The 14604-nt window shown below is 68.7% G+C and carries 14 protein-coding genes and 3 pseudogenes; 10 read left to right on the top strand and 7 right to left on the bottom strand.

The features are described 5' to 3' along the window. Positions 1-5: 5 nt before the first annotated feature. The 5 genes and pseudogenes from ABZ297_RS06405 to ABZ297_RS06385 form a co-directional block, all read right to left on the bottom strand. Positions 6-959 carry a phosphotransferase gene (locus tag ABZ297_RS06405; protein WP_355340305.1) on the bottom strand — a complete coding sequence of 318 codons (954 nt, stop codon included), beginning with the start codon at positions 957-959 and terminating at the stop codon, positions 6-8. Between the two features lie 183 nt (positions 960-1142). Further along, on the bottom strand, positions 1143-4706 hold the full coding sequence (locus ABZ297_RS06400) for a serine/threonine-protein kinase (RefSeq protein WP_355340302.1): 3564 nt from the start codon (positions 4704-4706) through the stop codon (positions 1143-1145). An 83-nt stretch (positions 4707-4789) separates the two neighbouring features. Further along, complete coding sequence (locus ABZ297_RS06395) at positions 4790-5209, bottom strand: carbohydrate kinase family protein (RefSeq protein WP_355340533.1); 420 nt, start codon at positions 5207-5209, stop codon at positions 4790-4792. A 157-nt stretch (positions 5210-5366) separates the two neighbouring features. Next, positions 5367-5507: pseudogene (locus ABZ297_RS06390) on the bottom strand (NADP-dependent oxidoreductase); the annotation flags it as partial. A gap of 188 nt (positions 5508-5695) precedes the next feature. Then, positions 5696-6247 carry a winged helix-turn-helix domain-containing protein gene (locus tag ABZ297_RS06385; protein WP_355340299.1) on the bottom strand — a complete coding sequence of 184 codons (552 nt, stop codon included), beginning with the start codon at positions 6245-6247 and terminating at the stop codon, positions 5696-5698. 73 nt (positions 6248-6320) lie between these two features. On the opposite strand from ABZ297_RS06385, the gene ABZ297_RS06380 reads away from it, so the two are divergent. The 8 genes and pseudogenes from ABZ297_RS06380 to ABZ297_RS06345 all read left to right on the top strand — a co-directional run bounded on the left by ABZ297_RS06380 (position 6321) and on the right by ABZ297_RS06345 (position 11978). Then, positions 6321-7673, top strand: coding sequence for a M20/M25/M40 family metallo-hydrolase (locus ABZ297_RS06380; RefSeq protein WP_355340296.1), 1353 nt, complete (start codon positions 6321-6323; stop codon positions 7671-7673). Continuing rightward, the gene (locus ABZ297_RS06375; protein ID WP_355340293.1) at positions 7670-8956 is read left to right on the top strand and encodes an MFS transporter; all 1287 of its coding nucleotides are present in this window, start codon (positions 7670-7672) and stop codon (positions 8954-8956) included. Before ABZ297_RS06380 ends, ABZ297_RS06375 begins: the two co-directional genes overlap by 4 nt. Positions 8957-9351: 395 nt before the next feature. Further along, positions 9352-9624, top strand: a pseudogene (locus tag ABZ297_RS06370) (DUF4158 domain-containing protein); the annotation flags it as partial. Between the two features lie 145 nt (positions 9625-9769). Further along, positions 9770-10099 (top strand): hypothetical protein, encoded by a 330-nt coding sequence (locus ABZ297_RS06365; RefSeq protein WP_355340290.1) that lies wholly within the window; start codon positions 9770-9772, stop codon positions 10097-10099. A gap of 213 nt (positions 10100-10312) precedes the next feature. Then, positions 10313-10714, top strand: coding sequence for a hypothetical protein (locus ABZ297_RS06360; RefSeq protein WP_355340287.1), 402 nt, complete (start codon positions 10313-10315; stop codon positions 10712-10714). After that, positions 10711-11193 carry a MerR family transcriptional regulator gene (locus ABZ297_RS06355; RefSeq protein WP_355340284.1) on the top strand — a complete coding sequence of 161 codons (483 nt, stop codon included), beginning with the start codon at positions 10711-10713 and terminating at the stop codon, positions 11191-11193. The genes ABZ297_RS06360 and ABZ297_RS06355 overlap by 4 nt, the downstream gene beginning before the upstream one ends. A gap of 4 nt (positions 11194-11197) precedes the next feature. Further along, on the top strand, positions 11198-11569 hold the full coding sequence (locus ABZ297_RS06350; RefSeq protein ID WP_355340281.1) for a hypothetical protein: 372 nt from the start codon (positions 11198-11200) through the stop codon (positions 11567-11569). Positions 11570-11645: 76 nt separating this feature from the next. Beyond that, positions 11646-11978, top strand: coding sequence for a YnfA family protein (locus ABZ297_RS06345; protein ID WP_355340278.1), 333 nt, complete (start codon positions 11646-11648; stop codon positions 11976-11978). Positions 11979-12022: 44 nt separating this feature from the next. Here ABZ297_RS06345 and ABZ297_RS06340 read toward each other — a convergent pair whose 3' ends face one another. Both ABZ297_RS06340 and ABZ297_RS06335 read right to left on the bottom strand, forming a co-directional pair. Next, a complete protein-coding gene (locus tag ABZ297_RS06340) occupies positions 12023-12862 on the bottom strand; it encodes a sulfite exporter TauE/SafE family protein (protein WP_355340275.1) in 840 nt (279 codons plus the stop codon). Positions 12863-12973: 111 nt separating this feature from the next. Next, positions 12974-13399 (bottom strand): helix-turn-helix domain-containing protein, encoded by a 426-nt coding sequence (locus ABZ297_RS06335; RefSeq protein WP_355340272.1) that lies wholly within the window; start codon positions 13397-13399, stop codon positions 12974-12976. On the opposite strand from ABZ297_RS06335, the gene ABZ297_RS06330 reads away from it, so the two are divergent. Further along, a complete protein-coding gene (locus ABZ297_RS06330; protein ID WP_355340269.1) occupies positions 13385-13687 on the top strand; it encodes a hypothetical protein in 303 nt (100 codons plus the stop codon). The two genes, ABZ297_RS06335 and ABZ297_RS06330, sit on opposite strands and share 15 nt — an antisense overlap. 304 nt (positions 13688-13991) lie before the next feature. Beyond that, positions 13992-14318, top strand: a pseudogene (locus ABZ297_RS06325) (Tn3 family transposase); the annotation flags it as partial. Positions 14319-14604 lie beyond the last annotated feature (286 nt).

Raw genomic sequence — 14604 nt, 5'->3', positions numbered from 1 at the left:
CTGGATCAACTCCAGCGGTGGGCACTGCCCACCTCCTGGGTGATGCGCTCGGCGGCTCGGGCGACCCCGTCGCGGTCTCCGACGGAGAGGGTCCAGGAGAAGTGCCCGCTCATGACTCTGAGAACAGTCAGATGGCGGAGCACGGACAGCCGGGAGGGGTCGAAGGACTTGGTCAGTTCATACCCTTCGATCACCCGGCTGACGGGTGTGGCGGGAGTCTCGAAGAAGCAGTCCCACCAGCCGATGTCCAGCTCGGGAGGCCCGCTCTTGGCCGCCTCCCAGTCGATGACCGCGGTGACGCGTCCGTCTGCGGCCAGGATGTTGTCGGGGCTGAAATCGCCGTGGGCCAGGCCTGCGGGGGAGTCGTCGAGCAGGTCCCGATGCGTGTGCAGCAAGTCCATGGCCTGGTCGAGGATCGGCCCCGCGTCGGGTTCGATGCGGCGTGCCTGCGCCAGCTTGCCGTCGAGTTCGTCGATGAACCATGCTCCGAACGTGGTCGAGGGCCCTCGCAGGTCGGCGTTGAGCGAGCCGAATCCCTGGGTGGGCACGCTGTGGATGCTCGCCAGCACCTCGCCTGCCTGGCGCAGTATCGCCGCCGTGGCCTGCGGGCCGAGCCGTCCGGTGAGACTGGACAGTGTCTGACCAGCGGCCTTGTCCTGCACCATGACCGCGACCGCTTCGTGCTCGGTCTCCTCGACGCCGACATGCCGCACCACGGGGACGGGCACGCCGGCTTCCGCGCAGGGGGCGGCCAGGGCGAGTTCGAGGTCGAAGCGAGCTCGCCGCGCGTCTGCCAGGCGGACGATGGAGAGGCGCCCGTCGGAGTCCACGCATTCGTAGACCCGGTGACTGCGGCCTGGGAGCTTGTGCATGGTCACGACGGTGGCGTCGCCGAGGCGGGCCCACGCCCTGGTGATCACGGTGGCGTCAGCCGGGGCCACCGTTGCGGAGTGCTTCATGGTTCGCCATTTTCCGATGGAAGATCGCTGGATGTTGTGATCATGGCAGCAGCCGTGATCAGGATGGCCGGCTTGCGGTCGTCCTTTACTAGGCCAAGCCCGGCAGCGAGTTCGGCGAGGGCTGCCTCGACCCGCTCCTCGTCCCCGGTGGCCGGACAGCCGTGTGGCCGGAACTACCCGGTACTACCCGGCTGGGCAGATCTCGCGATAGGTGACGTCACCCAGGTGCTGCTTCCACTCTGCCGGAGTCAGCGTGCGTCCGGCTCGTCGGCATACGGCCCTGGCGATCCGATCGCCGGAGACCGGCAGCGTGGTCACGGTGCCCTGCTGGTCGGTGACGATCAGCAGGGCGCTGTCGCCGGTGAAGCCCAGCGCGGTGACGAAGTCGACGTAGAGCGGAACCGCGGCCAGGCGGCGCTTGGTGGCGACATCCCAGAGCTGGACCAGCTTGGTGGTCTCGGACTCGGTGATGGCGGCCACGAGCGCGCCGTCCGGGGAGAAGGCGAGACGGCCCGGGGTGCCGCCCGGCGTTCCGCGCAGCATCGGAGACAACGCGGTCTGTTGCCGGGAGTCCCACAGTGCCACCGTTCCGTCGACGCCGCTGACGGCCATCAGCGGCCCGGCAGGGCTGGTGGCGATGACCGAGTTCTCGTCGGTGGTGTTGAAGCCGGTGCCTACGGGGCTGCCGGTGCGTGGATCGAGGATCCTGCCGTAGACCGAGATCAGCGACTGGCCGTCTGCGGAGAAGGCGATGGCTCCTGCGTCGGTCTCCAGTGGCGCCTTGTTGGTCTGCCGCCCGCTGGCAGCGTCCAGCGTCAGCAGGTGCTGGCCGTGGCCTGACGAGTTCGGGGCGCCGATCGCCGCGACGAACGACTTGCCGTCCGGGGTGAAGGCCATTCCGGAAACCTCGCTGTCTTTGGGGATGGGACGTTTCCACCGAAGCGTGTGCGTCGCCACCTCCCACGCGCGAAATTCGCCGTTCATCTCCTGGGTGACCAGCATGTGGCCCTGTCTGTCGAAGACCGCTTCGTCTGAGGCTTTCTCGGAGCCGGGCAGCGTCCCGGTGAACCTGCGTGCCTGGACGTCCCAGATGCGGATCGGGGAGTTCTCCCCGCCTGTGGCGATCCAGCGGCCGTCGGGGCTGATCGCCTGGCCGGAACCGCTTTTCGGCATTTTGGTCGCCAAGACGTTGGGCCGCGCGTCGAGGCTGACGACAGAGTCGTCCTGGAGGTAGCGGATCGTCCGATTGTCGGGGTCGAGCCAGGCATCGGAGGCCGTGCCTTCGGTTCGGTGGGTGAACAGCACGGCGCCCGTCGTCGCGTCCCACAGTCGGATCGACTCGTCGGCGAACCCGAGAAGCAGCCTGCCGTCTCGGCTGAACCGCATACCGGTGTGCGCCGCTTCGTCGAGCTCGGCCGGCGAGCCTGTTGCCGTCCACCGCCATTCGCCGTCGGGGGAGGTCACTCTGGTGCCGCTCGCCAGGTCGTATGTGGTGATGGTGCCTCGCACGCAGAGCAGGTGCCTGCTGTCGGGGCTGAAGGCGACGATTCTGCCGCAGGTTCTGCGAAAGCGCGTGTCCTCTGTCATGTCGGGCAGCCGCAGCACGTGGAGTCTGCCCATCCGGATTGCTGCCAGTGTGCGGCCGTCGGCGGAGATGCTCATGCTCTCCACCGACTCCAGCGGGACCTTGACCGCTCTGCCGGTGCGCACGTCCCAAAGGGACTCGATCTCGCGCTCGATCGTGATTGCGACGATCCACTCGTGATCGCCGAAGGCCACTCGGATCAGTGGCGCACCCTGGTGGACCGGGTGCTGCGCGCGCTTCCTGCCTGTCATCACGTCCCACGCGGTGACCTGGCCTTGCGTGGCCGTGATGAGCAAGCTGCCGCTCGGGCTCAGCGCGGCGCCGGTCGGGAAGCCGTCATGGCCGCCCGGCCAGGCCCAGAACGCGGTCCGTCTGCGCGTGCGTACGTCGTACACCCGGACTCCGTCCTCGCTCACGCTGGCCAGCCTGCGTCCGTCGCCGCTGACCGCCCGCAGCGTGAGGCCCTTGGCGGCCGGCTGCCGGAAGGCGGCGCTTTCCGGCCGATAGAGCGAGGCCGTCATGCTGGATCTGGTCTCGGCGTCGGGCGCGAGCCGCCATCCGGCCACGCTCAGCAGCATCGCCTTGGCCGGGTCGGCGGTGCGCAACTGGTCGGCCTCGACGGCGAGTTGTCTGCCCGTCGCTCTGTCTCGTTGCTCGGCGACGACCTCGCTCTGTCGTACAGCGAGGCCGCCGGCCACGAGGGCGACGACCAGAAGTCCCGCCAGTGCTGCGATGGTCAGCCGCCTGCGGCGGGCGCGTTTCTTGGTCAGCAGCGTGCCTGCAGTGAGGAAGTCGCGCTCCTGCGGGGTCAGCGTCAGATGCCTGCGGCCTGTCGTCGCCCAGCTCAGGGCGTGTTCCAGGCGGCTTCCCTGCAGCAGGTCGCCGATCCTGCGGCCATGGTCGGCCCAGTAGCGCGCCGCTGTGGTGATCTGATTGAGGACGGGCAGGCCGTCACGGTCGGCGTCGATCCACTGCCGGAGCCGGGGCCAGGCGCGCAGCAGGGCGGGACGGGTCAGCGCGACGTCGTCGCCCTTGCGCGTGATCAGATAGGAGAACGTCTGCAAGATGTGCTCGATTATCACGGTCTCCCGCTCGGGTCGCCCCTCGAGGAGTTCCTCGATGGACACGCGACGGCCGGACTCGCGCCCGTCCTGGTCGACGGAGACGAACCGTAGGAACACTTCGGGTACGAGCTCGCGCGTCTCAGGTGTGAGCGCGCCGTAGGCGTCCTCGGCGAGTGTGCCGAGTGCCGGGTCGACCGTCTCAGGTACGTGCAAGTCCCTGGCGGTGCGGCTTCCCTTTGTCAGCAGTCCGCGCGTGTCGGCGTCGTCGCCGCTGACCAGTGCGAGCAGCAGGTCACGCGCGGACGGGCGGGTGGCCGGGTCCTTCTCCAGTGCGGCCTCGACCAGGGGGCGCAGGTTGCGCGGCATGGTGCTCAGGTCGGGATGGACGGACAGCACGCGGTGCATGACGCCGCCGAGATTGTCGGCTTTGAACGGGTCCTCTCCGGTGGCGGCGAACACCATGATCGCGCCCCAGGCGAACACGTCGGCCTTGGTGTCGGCGCGCTGGCCGGTGAACACCTCTGGCGCCATGTAGGTCGGCGTACCTGTCACCAGTCCGGTCGCCGTCAGTGACATGTCCTGGGTACGCGCGATGCCGAAGTCGATCACGCGTGGCCCGTCGGGGGAGAGCAGGACGTTGTCGGGCTTGAGGTCGCGGTGCGTGACGCCTGCGTCGTGGATGGTGGTCAGTGCGGTCGCGATCGCGGTGCCCAGGCGGTGCAGGTCGTCACCGATGAAGATCCGCTGCGCCGCTCGGAGGCTGGGGCCGGCCACGTACTCGCTGACGATGTACGGCTTGCGCGCGTCGGTCTGTACGGCCAGCACTCTGGCGGTGCAGAACGACGCGACCCGCTGGGTGACCGCCGCCTCCTTCGCCAACTGGTCGCGCATCTTCTCCTCGGAGGAGTGAAGGACTTTGATCGCGACCCTGTGGCCCTCGCCGTCGTAGGCGTCATAGACGACCCCCTGGCCGCCCGAGCCGAGACGTCCGGCCAGCCAGTACCCGTCGATGCGCTGCGGGTCTCCCGCGATCAGTTCCTGCACAGCGGGTTTGATGCCTTGGGTGTCGCTGAAGTTCTCCGGCCGTGACGTGGTCATGATCACGGCCGGGTCGTGGACGTCCTCTGCCGGATCCCGCGGTCGTCGCCTACGTCGAAGGGGGCCAGCCGCCTGTGACTCGATCAGCTCGCGTTCTCATCAGCTGGGCCGTGGCCGGCTTCGGGGCGCTCGGAGTCGGTGACGCCTCTGTCGCCTGTGGCGAAGCAGCCGAACTCCCTGGGCGTGAGGAGGTGGTGTTCCGCCATGAACGCCATGACCTCCTCCGTTGATGCGACGCCGCCTTGCGGCCCCATGACGGTGACGGACCGTGCCGCCGCGGCGTTGGCGAACCGGGCGACCAGTTCCAGGTCACCGGTGCGGCTCAGTCCATGGATGAATGAGCTGCCGAAGGTGTCTCCGGCGCCGGTGACGTCTACGGGATCCACGGTGACGCCGGGGACCTGCAGCGACCGTGACGCCGTGTGCACGGTGCATCCGCGGGCGCGGTGGGTGACGACGAGGACGTCGATGCTGAGCGCCAGGAGGTCCGCGACGGTGTCGATGTCGGAGTTCTCGCCGCGGTGTGCTCGCCGTCGACGAGCTTGACGGATGGCTCGCCCGAGGCCGCGACCTCGCCGATGGCGTCGCCGGACGGGGGTGCGCCGACCTCGTACGGGGGCGTCGGATATCCGGATAGGCGCCGATCAGCATGAGCATGCCGGGGTCGAGTGACATGTACAGGTTGCGGATGAGGGCCTGGCCGGGGGCCGGGTCGGGGATCGCGATCTCGGCGAGTTGGGAGGCGTCGGGGCTGGGGAGACCTTGAGGGCGGGGGGCGAGGCGGATCTCTCGTGCGTTCATGGCCCCCGACCGTAGACATTGACGTATACGTGAAGGTCAAGCCCGCGGGGGAGCGGCCAGGCCCGGCGCCGACCGCTGGTGGCAGCTTCGATCGCCGCCGGCGTCGACCGCAGCGATGACCTGGACGCCAACCGGCGATCCCACCTCGAACGCCAACGCCACTGCGTTCACGGCCTGGCGCGCCTGCCCTACGGCGTGTTTCCCTGCTCGACCGCGTTCCACAGGATGGCTATTGGCGTGCCATCCGGTGTGGATCGGTTCTCGAATTCGTCGAGGAGGGCGTCGATCCGCTGGTCTAGTTCCGCGCGGGCCTCGGCGTCGAGGTGCAGGATCGCGCGCCGGGTGTGCTGGTTGGGGGTCGGGCCGTTCTCGACGAGTTCGGCGCGGTGGGCGTCGACGATAGCCAGGTCGATCTGACCGGTCAGTTGGTCGGCATCTGTGCCGAGGTCGAGACGCCAGGTTGCACCGGTGGCGCGGTAGGGGCGTTCCCATGCTCCATGTTCGCCCTGACGGGGTGGCTCGACGATGAGGAAGCCGGAGTCGGTGAGGGCTCGCACTCGGCGCAGCAGTGTGGCCGGCGAGACGCCGAGCCGCTGTGCGAGTTGCTGGTTGGTCTGTGATCTCTCCAGGCAGAGGCGCAGAATGCGCCAGCTCAGCGGGTGTGTCAGGGCGCGCAGGTCTTGCGGGGTTGCCCGCCTGCGCGGTTCCGGTTCAGCCGTCGACAGCATGGATTCAGCCATTGACAGCAGTATAACCGATGTTCATCATTGAGATCGATTTCACTTTGTGGAGGCAATGGCAAGGGGCGGTGGCATGGAATCGATCGAGGACATCAAAGAATACGTGGCGCGTAACCGGGCGCGGCACGAACAGGAGCTGGCCGACTGGATCGGGGTGCCGAGCGTCAGTGCCACCGGGCAGGGCATGCCGGAGGCAGCCGAGCACGCCAAGGGATTGCTGGCCGCGAGCGGCCTCGCGCCGCGGCTCGTCGAGACGGGCGGGTGGCCGCTGGTGGCTGGTCACGCGCCGGGTCCCGAGGGCAGCCCGCACGTGGTGATCTACGGGCACTACGACGTGCAGCCCGCCGGCCCGCTCGAGCAGTGGGACAGCCCGCCGTTCGAGGCCGCGATCCGTGATGGCCGGATGTATGGGCGCGGCACAGGTGACAACAAGGGGCAGCATTTCGCGCAGCTGCTCGCCGTGCGCGCGCTGCGCGCGAGCAAGGAGGGGCTGCCCTGCTCGGTGACGGTGCTCCTCGACGGTGAGGAGGAGATCGGCAGTCCGCATCTCGCGGCCACGCTCGCAGGGATGCGCGCGGACCTCGACGCGGACGTCGCGGTGTGGAGCGACGGGCCGGTTCACGACAGCTACGAGCCGACGGTATTGCTCGGTGTGCGCGGTGTGGTGAGTTTCGAGATCACGGTCCGGGGCGCGGATAGCGCGTTGCATTCGGGGAACTGGGGCAACGTCGCGGCCAACCCGGCGTGGGAGCTGGTGTGGCTGCTGTCAACGATGCGGGCACCCGATGGGCGCACCCTCATCGAGGGTTACGACGCCGGCACCACCGAGTTGACCGCTGCCGAGCGTGCGGCACTTGACGCGCTGCCCGTGGCCCCGCAGGAGCTGCTCGCCGGGGTCGGGCTCGACCGCATGGACGCGTGCGGCGATGCCGGGGTCAACGAGCGGTTGGCGCTGCCCACCTTCACCATCAACTCGCTCACGTGCCTGGACAATCAGGAGCACCGGTCGGTGATCCCGTCGGTCGCGATCGCCCGCTGTGACATGCGGCTCGCCTGCGGCCAACGGGCCGCCACGGTCGTCGATGCGGTGCGCAAGCACGTGGCCGCCCGGCTTCCGCGCGCCGAGGTCGTCTTCAAGGCCATGATGGAGTCTTCGCGTACCTTGCTGGACGCGCCCTATGCGCAGGCGGTGCTCGACGGGGTGAGCGCCACGGCGGACAAGTCAGCGCTGTTCGCCCCTGCGATGGGAGGCAGCCTGCCGATCGCGGGCATCACCGACGGGCTCGGACTGCCCTGCTACGGCATTCCGCTGGCCAACGTCGACGAGCGCAACCACGCTCCGAACGAGAACTTCGAACTCGCCCGGTTCCATGACGGCATCGTGACCGCGGCCGCGGTCCTGCGCAGCATCGGTGGTGCAATATGACCGGCATGTGGCGGCCCGTGGCCGCAGCATCGGTCGGGAACGCGCTGGAATGGCTCAGCTTCACTGCGTACACCCTGGCTGCCAGCACCATCGCGAAACAATTCTTTCCCAGCCAGGATGAGACAAGCTCACTGCTCCTGGCATTCGGCACCGTCGCGCTAGCCTATGTCGTCCGCCCGATCGGCGCGCTCGTGCTGGGCGCCTACGCCGACCGCGCGGGCCGGATGCCCGCATTGATGGCTTCCATCCGCATCATGGTGCTCGCCACGCTGATTATCACGTTACTGCCCGGCTACAACACGATCGGTATCGCCGCACCGATCGGCATGGTGCTCGCGATGCTGCTGCAAGGCTTCTCCGCGGGCGGAGAGTTCGGCAGCGCCACGGGCTATCTCGTCGAGCAGAACGCCAACCGGCGCGGCTTCATGGCCAGCTGGCAGGGCGCCAGCCAGGCCTTCGCCACAGTTCTGGCCACCCTGCTGCTCGCGATCACCAGCAGCACCCTGACTGACGCGCAGTTCGAGGCGTGGGGCTGGCGAGTTCCCTTCGCGTTCGGTCTGCTGCTCGGCCCTGTCGGCTATTACATCCGCAAGAACCTCAGCGAGACACCGGAGTTCAGCCAGGCGCGCCGCGCTGACCAGCTGAAGCAGCCCGTGGTTCAGACACTGCGCTCACACAAGACCAGGATGGCGCTCTGCATCGGGATCCTCGCAGTGTCCACTGCCTACTCCTATCTGATCACCTACATGCCGACGTACGCCATCCGGCAATACGATCTGCCCGCGTCGACCAGCTTCACCACTGTCATCATCACCGGCTCCATCATGGTGCTGATCGCTCCGCTCGCCGGCCACGTCTCCGACGTCATCGGCCGCACCAAGATGCTCACCATCGCGGCGGCGGGCATCGCCGTCTCCGGCATCCCGCTGTTCCTGCTCTTCCAAGCCGCGCCGAGTTTTGCCACGATGGCCATCGTCATGACGCTGATGGGGCTGATCAAACCCTGGTACACCGGACCCCTCGCCGCCCGCATGGCCGAACTCTTCCCGACCACAGCCCGGGGAACCGGCCTGTCCATCAGTTATAACGTGGGCGCCGTCCTCTTCGGCGGCCTCACGCCGGTCGCCGTCACCTGGCTGCTCGCAACCCTCGACACGCCCCTCGCGCCGGCGTTCTGGCTCGTCGCACTCGCCGCACTCTCGCTCGTCGGCGTGCTGGCCAGTGGCCGATATGTCCACACGACAAGCCAGGCTAGTCCGACAAGCCAGCACGAGCAGGTGTGAAGGCGCGTCTGGTTCGCAGGTCGTCCGGAGGCGCTTGCGGTTCGCCGAAACGACTGCGCGCCGACGCGCCACGCGTGAGCAGATCCTGGCCGCCCGCGCCCAGATGGGGTGTTGGAAAGAACCGTGACACCCGCCGCCAAATAGTTGATCATGGTTTGAGGGCTGTTGCCGGGGTTGTGCCCGCCGTAATGATCTGCGGCTGTGAATCGATCCTCGTTGAATCTCGGGGACCTGGTTGAGCACTGGACGCTGGTCGGTGCTGAGCAGGACCTGGTCGCGGTCAAGCACCGCGACACGCAGCTCGGGTTCGCGCTGCTGTTGAAGTTCTACGGCCGGTTCGGGCGGTTTCCCCGGAGCCGGGTCGAACTGCATACGGCCGGTTCGGGCGGTTTCCCCGGAGCCGGGTCGAACTGCATGACGACGCCGTCGAGTTCGTCGCCCGCCAGCTCAAGGTCGACGCCGCCTCGCTGGGCTTTGACGAGTGGAGCGGCCGCACGACCGAGCGGCACCGGGCGGAGATCCGCGCCCACCACGGGTTTCGCCAGTGCACGGTCGCCGACGCGGACAAGCTGGTCGACTGGCTGGCCGGCGGCTATGCGCAGAAGGAACGCCGCTACGAGCTGGTCAGGGACGGGCTGCTGGCCGAGCTCCGGGTCCGGTCGATCGAGCCGCCGAGTGCCCTGGCCGCCGGGCTGGAATGGTGGATCCTGGGCGAGGCGCTGGCCATGCACCCCCAAGCCGCGTTCGAGGCCTACGCCAACCTGCTGGAGGGCACCCGCACCCCCCGCTCAGCAGCGCCCGGCGCTGGCGGTGGTGCGCACCGCCGGACTGATGGGCACCCACGACACCGACAGCGACTACGGCATCGACCTCGACGACCTCGATCCCGCCCACAGCCTCACCACCGACCCCACCGTGGTACGGCTGCGCGAGGCCGCGGAACTCCTCGGTGAAGAGGTCTGGATCGCGGTGAAACTGCCCGGCGCCTACGAGGGCGACGACGACCTGCCCGAGAAGGCCGCGGCCTGTCGCTGGAGCACCGTGGCGCTGTATCCGGACGAGCTGGGCTGGCTGCGCGAGGCCCTGGCCCTCAACGCCGCCGACGACCCCGACGACGAAGACAAACCGGAGCTGCTCGCCTGAGTGATGACCGGGGCGGTCAGCCAGCGCCGCCCCGGTCAGGGGCCTGAGGAACATCTGCAACCAGATCGTGCGCTAAGCCCTGTCCGGCCTGCGAGGAGGATGAGCGTAGAAATTAGCGCTGGCGACTCTCGCAAGCCTCGGGGGATCGGTCCGGATCCTGCCGCCGCTTGAGGGCTTGCATCCGGTACCCAGGTACAGGCTTACCGTCGGTTTATGACACAGAACATCGCCCTCGATCAGGGGTGGGTCCCGTCCGCGTGCACCCTGCCGACCGCCGAGCAACCGTTGCGTGTGGCAGAGTTCGACGCCTTGTTCGCCGAGGCGGTCCAGGCGGTGCAGCGCCCCGGTCGCGAACGCCTGCGCCTGGAGCTCGCCTTCAACCCCGAGCACGCCGCGCGGGCAGCCGAGCTGACCGCGCGGGAGAACGGCTGCTGCTCCTTCTTCACCTTCACCCTCACCATCGCGGGCGGCGGCCTGGCCCTGGAGGTGGCGGTGCCCGCCGAGTACGCTGACGTGCTCGACGCGCTGCAGGCCCGCGCCGCTGCGGCCGCCGGGCTTCCGGCCGGAGACAGCCGCACGGGTAGGGCCGATACGCCGACGGGTCAGCCGTCATGAGGCAGGACCTCGCACTGCCGGAGGTCGGCGGGCCGTACCTGCGCAGCGGCCAGGTAGCCGAGCAGGCCGGGGTCAACCCGCAGACGCTGCGCTACTACGAGCGGCGCGGGCTGATCGCCGAGCCAGCGCGCAGCCCCGGCGGGCACCGCGCCTACCCGCCGGAGATCGTCACGCTGTTGCGGGTGATCAAGGCCGCGCAGCGGCTCGGGTTCACTCTGGACGAGGTCGCCGAGCTGATCGACACCGGACGGCGCGGTCACCCCACGCCGGACCTGCGCGCCCGCGCCCAGGCCAAGATCTCTGAGGTGGACGAGCGGATCGCCGACCTGACCACCATCCGTTCCGCACTCACCGCGGTGGTCAGCGCCGGCTGCGACAGCCTGACCAACTGCACCTGCCCCGACTGCCCCCTGCCCTTCGCCAACCTGGCCGACGGCCACGCCCCGTCCCCGCTCAAGTCCAGGCCCGAGGAGAACTGACGACGTGAGCACCTCCCACGAGCAGCCCCACGAGCAGCCCCACGAGCATCGTCGTGGCCATGCGCCCGTCCCGGTGGCCCTGACGCGTGGACGGATGTCAGGCGAGCACGCCGCCGACGGTGGCGGGCCGCCTATGCGCAGCAAGGTCAGCGCCGCCCTCGCGGTCCTGGCCTGCGCCGCCTGCTGCGCCCTGCCCTTGTTGATCGGCGCCGGACTGCTCACCGGCGCCGGCGCCGCCATCGCCGAGCAGACGCTGCTGGCCGTGGCCGGGATGCTGATCGCCGCCGCGGCGGGTATGTGGTGGCTGCACCGCCGCCGCACTGCCCGCCCGGCCGCCGCGACCGGGAGCTGCGGCGGGAGCGGCTGCGGATGCTGAGCCCCCGCCACGCGGGGCCGGCCTCCGCGGCATCCCGGCGGCCGGTCCTTCGCCGGGATGCGCTGTACTACCAGCCATGACGATCGCCCGCTCCTTTTTGCTGTTCGCGTTGGCCGCCCTCGCCGAGATCGGCGGCGCGTGGCTGGTCTGGCAAGGCGTACGCGAGCAGCGGGGCCTGCTGTGGATCGGCGCCGGAGTCGTCGCGCTGGGCCTGTACGGGCTGGTCGCCACCCTGCAGCCGGACGCCGACTTCGGCCGCATCTTGGCCGCCTACGGCGGCGTGTTCGTCGCCGGCTCCCTGGCCTGGGGCATGATCGTCGATGGGTTCCGCCCCGACCGCTGGGACGTCATCGGCGCGTTGATCTGTCTGGCTGGCGTTGCCGTGATCATGTATGCGCCGCGCGGGTGAGCCGGAGCAAGATGGTTATCTGCGATTGGGGCTCATGAGTGTGATCACTGGGATTGCGGCTGTCCTGGAGGGGCGTGGCGGGCCAGTTTGACCGCCGAGATCAGCAGGACGGCGGCCAAGAGGGGGATGAGGACCAGGTCTGGGATCATGCCGAGCAGCAGGCCGCCCAGCACGGCGCCGGTGATTGAGCCCGCGACCATGACCGCGACGAAGCGCAGGTTGGCGCCCAGGGCGGCGAAGCTGCCGTCGCGGCTGTAGCGGGCGAAGGCCACCAGCATCGTGGGCAGCGACACCAGCAGTGACAGGCTGCCCGCGGTTTTGATGTCGACGGCGTACAGCAGCACGATCGTAGGGATCAGCAACTCCCCGCCGGCCACACCCATGATTGCGGCCACTACGCCGATGCCGAATCCGGCCACGCCCCCCGCCACCGCCTGCACCGGACCGGGCAGGACCAGCGAGCCCACCGTGGTGGTGTGGGTGAGTACCAAAGCGCCGGCCATGACCACCATCAACACCGCCAGCACCTTGTACAAGGTGGCGGTGCGCATCCGCACCGCCCAGGAAGCCCCCGCCCAAGCGCCTAGCAGGCTTCCGGCCAGCAGGTTGACCGCGATGCTCCAGTGCGCCCCCAACTCGGCCAGCGAAACGGCAGCCAGCCGTGCGGGCAGGGCGGCGAGCACCACGACCAGGCTCATCGCCTTGTTCAAGATGACCGCTGACAGCGCGGCGAAGCCAAACAACCCGATCAGCAACGGCAACCGGAACTCCGCGCCGCCTAGGCCGATCATCCCGCCCAGCACGCCCACGGCCGCACCGGCCGCGAAGGTCAGCAGCATCGAGCGCACCGCACGAGCGGGCACCGTGCTGTCGTTCACGGTCATGTCCCACCGCACTTCCCAGTACCCGATGCCCGCACCGAGTGCGCGGCCGGGAACCTCTAGGATCTCGCACCCTTGGCGCACGATCCGGCTCCGATGTTCCTCAGGCCCCGGTCAGTTCTTGGCTGCCTCCTGTCCTCCCGCCGCCCGCTCGACCGCCCGATACACCGTCGAGCGGGCCACCCCGAACAGCTCGGCCAGCTCGGCGCTGGTGTGCTCGCCCGCTTTGTGCAGTGCCACCAGGTGCGCCTCCTGCCGCGCGTTCAGTTTCGGCTTCTTACCGCGCAGCCGCCCCTTGGCCTTGGCGATCTTCATTCCCTCGCGAGTCCGCATCCGGGTCAGGTCCGCCTCGAACTCCGCGACCATCGCCAACGCGGTGAACAGCAGCTTGCCGATCGGGTCGCAGATGCAGCCGGCGCTGCGGGCGGGGCACCGGGGGACGTGGCCGAGCGGGCCGGGAGGCTGGTGCTCAAGGCTCTGGAGCAGGCGGGTGGTCTGGAGGCGCTGGCGGCCGCGCATGAGGCGGTGTCGGCCCATCATGGCAACAACTACCTACCGCTGCTGGACCCGCACTACCGCTCGCACCGCTCCGCTCTGTTCACGCTGGTGGAGTCGATCGATCTGGAGTCGACCAACGCCGACCGCAGCGTGCTGGACGCGGTGGAGTACCTGAAGGCCCAGCGGAACGCCCGCGCCGCGTTCGTCTCCGAGCGGATCACGGTGGAACAGCAAGCCCCCGACGGCACGACGGCGATGGTGACGTTGTCGGCGGACGTGGACGCGTTCGCTTCGGGGGCACGGCAACGCGGGTCGCCTGCTCCGGGTTGACGTCTTCCCGCTCGCACTGGTCGAGGTACTCGGCAAGCCCTCGTGCGTACGCGTCGATCGTCCGGGGAGAACGCCCCAGATCGGCCCACATGCGAAGCCACCCGGCCGCCCGCTCGTGTCGACCCAGGACGGGCCACTTCTCCTCCAGGACCACCGTGCCCAACGCTTCTCCTCAGTTCGTGGTGAGACCAGCGGGAGAATGATCATCCAAATGGCCTGATTCCACGTAACTGATACCTACGCCGTCGAAGAGCCCTACCGGCGCGACATCAAGGGCGTACGCAACCTGTAGGAATTCCGGCATGCCCTGGCAGGGAAGATCTTCCACGGCAGGAAGGGCGAGCTCTACCAGAGCTATCACAAGGGTATGGAAGACCAGCTCGGTGCCCTCGGCCTGGTGCTCAACTGCGTCACCCTGTGGAACACCTTCTACATGGACCGGGCTCTCGATCAGCTCAAGGCAGAGGCCTATCCGCTGGCTGAGGAAGACGTTGCGCGGCTATCGCCCTTCGTCCGCCAGCACCTCAACGTGATCGGCACCTACTCCTTTGCCCAGCCCGACCTCGGTCCCGCCGGCGTCAGGCAGTTACGCAACCCCGATGAGCCGGACTGGGAGGAGGAACTTCTGTAAAGCCGTGGTCGTACGGGGAGCGGTGCCCCGTAGCTGGGGGGTACTGGTGTACTGGCAGGAGCCGTTGATCGAGTGATCTGTATTCTTCGTCCGTCGCAGGTGTAGATCACGTTGTGTGATCACCGGGTGCGTATGTCTTCCAGGTTCCGCCGCCTTCTGCCGCCAGGTTCTCGGCATGGAAGACGTGGAAGGCTTCCTTCTCGGGGCCGTAGATGCGGCGGATGCTGGCGAGTTGCTGGTCGCGGGGCTGGTCGTGTTCACCCTTTGCGGGCCTACGGTGTCGAGC

The sequence above is a fragment of the Nonomuraea sp. NPDC005983 genome (assembly GCF_040614375.1).
In the GTDB taxonomy this organism is placed as follows: domain Bacteria; phylum Actinomycetota; class Actinomycetes; order Streptosporangiales; family Streptosporangiaceae; genus Nonomuraea.
This window is presented reverse-complemented; position numbering and strand designations above follow the sequence as displayed.

Excerpts from the sequence above, each read along its gene's own strand:
- ABZ297_RS06405 (WP_355340305.1), bottom strand. The coding sequence starts at position 959 with ATGAAGCACTCCGCAACGGTGGCCCCGGCTGACGCCACCGTGATCACC.
- ABZ297_RS06400 (WP_355340302.1), bottom strand. The coding sequence starts at position 4,706 with ATGACCACGTCACGGCCGGAGAACTTCAGCGACACCCAAGGCATCAAA.
- ABZ297_RS06355 (WP_355340284.1), top strand. The coding sequence starts at position 10,711 with ATGAGGCAGGACCTCGCACTGCCGGAGGTCGGCGGGCCGTACCTGCGC.
- ABZ297_RS06380 (WP_355340296.1), top strand. The coding sequence starts at position 6,321 with ATGGAATCGATCGAGGACATCAAAGAATACGTGGCGCGTAACCGGGCG.
- ABZ297_RS06375 (WP_355340293.1), top strand. The coding sequence starts at position 7,670 with ATGACCGGCATGTGGCGGCCCGTGGCCGCAGCATCGGTCGGGAACGCG.
- ABZ297_RS06345 (WP_355340278.1), top strand. The coding sequence starts at position 11,646 with ATGACGATCGCCCGCTCCTTTTTGCTGTTCGCGTTGGCCGCCCTCGCC.
- ABZ297_RS06335 (WP_355340272.1), bottom strand. The coding sequence starts at position 13,399 with ATGATGGGCCGACACCGCCTCATGCGCGGCCGCCAGCGCCTCCAGACC.
- ABZ297_RS06360 (WP_355340287.1), top strand. The coding sequence starts at position 10,313 with ATGACACAGAACATCGCCCTCGATCAGGGGTGGGTCCCGTCCGCGTGC.
- ABZ297_RS06385 (WP_355340299.1), bottom strand. The coding sequence starts at position 6,247 with ATGGCTGAATCCATGCTGTCGACGGCTGAACCGGAACCGCGCAGGCGG.
- ABZ297_RS06340 (WP_355340275.1), bottom strand. The coding sequence starts at position 12,862 with ATGACCGTGAACGACAGCACGGTGCCCGCTCGTGCGGTGCGCTCGATG.